The sequence below is a fragment of the Dyella sp. genome, from assembly GCF_035503745.1.
In the GTDB taxonomy this organism is placed as follows: Bacteria; Pseudomonadota; Gammaproteobacteria; order Xanthomonadales; family Rhodanobacteraceae; genus Dyella_B.
The window spans coordinates 1-2,521 of record NZ_DATJTC010000033.1 but is presented as its reverse complement, the minus strand read 5'-3'; the positions used below and the strand labels follow the sequence as shown (position 1 = coordinate 2,521).

Sequence of the window (2,521 nt, the reverse complement as noted above, 5' to 3'; positions counted from 1 at the left end):
GCGCGCGCTCAGCCACAACCCACTGGTGCAGGTCATGTTTACCATGAACAGCGAGCAGTGGGGCGAGTTGCGCCTGGGCGAGCTATCGGTGGAAGGACTGCAGGCGAAGACCAGTACAGCCAAGTTCGACCTGAGCGTGTTTGTCAATGAAGATGCCCTGAGCCTGCGCGGCGCATGGAAATACGACGAGGCGCTTTGGCAAGCACCGACGATGCGCCGCATGCTGGAGCACTGGCGCCACGTGCTCGAAACGATGGTATCGGCCGATGGCTTGGCGCGCGGGGTGTGGGAGCTCGATCTGCTCAGCGAGCAAGAGCGCTATCAGCTGCTTGTCATGTGGAGCGGGAACGCGCGTCCCTACGAACGCAAGCAAGGCCTGGCGGAGCTGTTTGCTTTGCAGGTGGCGCGCCATGGCGAGCAGATCGCGGTGGGCTACGAAGGCGAGACACTGACTTATGCGGCTTTGGACCGCCGTTCCAACCGCCTGGCGCGCTATCTGCGCCGGCAGGGCGTAACACGGGAAACCATCGTCGGCCTGGCACTGGAGCGTTCGATTGACCTGGTGATCGCCGTCCTGGCAATCCTCAAGGCGGGCGGGGCATATCTGCCGCTGGATCCGGCGTATCCGGGGGAGCGCTTGCGCTATATGGTGGAAAACGCCGACGTGCCGGTGATTGTCGGGCGTCGGGCCGAGGCGCAAGGGCTCGATGTAAGCGGCCGCACGGCAGTATGGCTGGATGATGCGACGACCGCGGTCGCGATCGCCCACGAGTCGGACGAAGCATTGGCACCGATCGGCGGCGGCGACGATCTGGCCTACATCATCTACACCTCCGGTTCGACCGGCCGGCCCAAGGGCGTGGCGATCGAACAACATTCGGTCACGCGCCTGATCCGGCATACGGACTATGTGCGATTGGATGCCGAGGACTGCATCGCGCAGATGGCTACCGTGTCCTTCGACATTTCCACGTTCGAGATCTGGGGCGCCTTGATCAATGGCGCGCGCCTGGAAGTCGCGCCGCCCCGAATGTTCGTCGCCGACGAGATCCGGGCATTTATCCGCGACCGGGGCATCACCGTGATCAATCTGGCTACCAGCCTGTTCCATTTGGTGGTGGAAGAAGCGCCGGACGTGCTGGCGGATCTGAAATACCTGCTGGCCGGCGGCGATGTGTTGCTGCCGACCCATGTGCAGCGCGCTGCGGGATTGTTGCGCAACGGCCAGATGGTCAACGCCTACGGCCCGACCGAAACGACCACCATCGCCTGCACCTACCGGGCCAGCGCAAGCGATGCCTATGTGCGTGGCGTGCCGATCGGTACCGCCATCACCAATGCGCGGGTATACATCCTGGACGAACGGATGGCGCCGGTGCCGGTGGGTGTGTACGGCGAGCTGTATATCGGCGGCGACGGCGTGGCCCGCGGCTATGTCAATCGTCCGGATTTGACCGCGGAACGCTTTGTGCCCGATCCATTCGGTGCGCAAGGCGCACGCTTGTATCGCACGGGCGATATCTGCCGCTACCGTACGGACGGGCAGATCGAGTTCATGGGCCGGCGCGATCACCAGGTGAAGATCCGCGGCTTCCGGATCGAGCTGGGCGAGGTGGATGCATTACTGCGGCAACATCCGGCGGTACGCGATTGCGTAGTGCTGGTAAAAGACGTGCAGGGTGACCGGCGGCTGGCGGCGTACGTCGTGGCCGATAGGGAGATCGGCGCGGCCGAGATAAAGCGCCATCTGCACGAGCGCGCGCCGGATTATATGGTGCCCAGCCAAGTGCATCGGGTCGAACGGATTCCGTTGAATGCCAGCGGCAAGACCGACCGCGCGGCGCTGCTGGCGATGGAGGGCAGCGACGGCGATGAAACGCGCGGCGAGACACGCACGCCGATCGAAGAGATCCTGGCCGGCATCTGGTGCCAGGTGCTGGGCGTGGAGCGGGTAGGACCGTCGGATCACTTCTTCGAGTTGGGTGGTCACTCGCTACTGGCGACGCAGGTGATGGCACGGGTGCGCGACAGCCTGGGGGTTACCCTGCCGGTGCGCATGTTGTTCGAACATGCGCAGTTGCAGCAGCTGGCCGACATGATCGAGTACCAGCGTTCCGGTGGTACGGCAGAGCCCGTGGCGATTGTCCGGGTCGAACGTGGCGACGAAGCGGCGGCATCGTACGGGCAGCAACGCCTGTGGTTCCTGGATCAACTCGCGGCGGGCCATGCGTTCTACAACATGCCATCGGTGTTTCGCCTTCGCGGCACGCTGGATGCCGACGTGCTGGAAGCGAGCCTGCTGGCGATCCGTGCACGCCACGATGTATTGCGTACGCATTTCGTGACGGTGGATGGCGAACCCGTGCAAGTGGTCGAGCCGGAAACCGATTGGCGCCTGGTGCGCGAACCGGTGACCGACGAAGCGACGTTGACGGCGGACATGGACGCAGAGGCGCAACGGCCGTTCGATCTGTCGCAAGGCCCGCTGATGCGGGCGCACTTGTGGCGCGTAGGCGAGGCG

General features: G+C 64.3%; 1 protein-coding gene. It reads left to right on the top strand.

The window, feature by feature from the left end:
- Positions 1-22 precede the first annotated feature (22 nt).
- Positions 23-2,521, top strand: a 2,499-nt coding sequence (locus VME63_RS13225; protein ID WP_325433828.1) for an amino acid adenylation domain-containing protein, incomplete at its 3' end; no start/stop codon positions are given.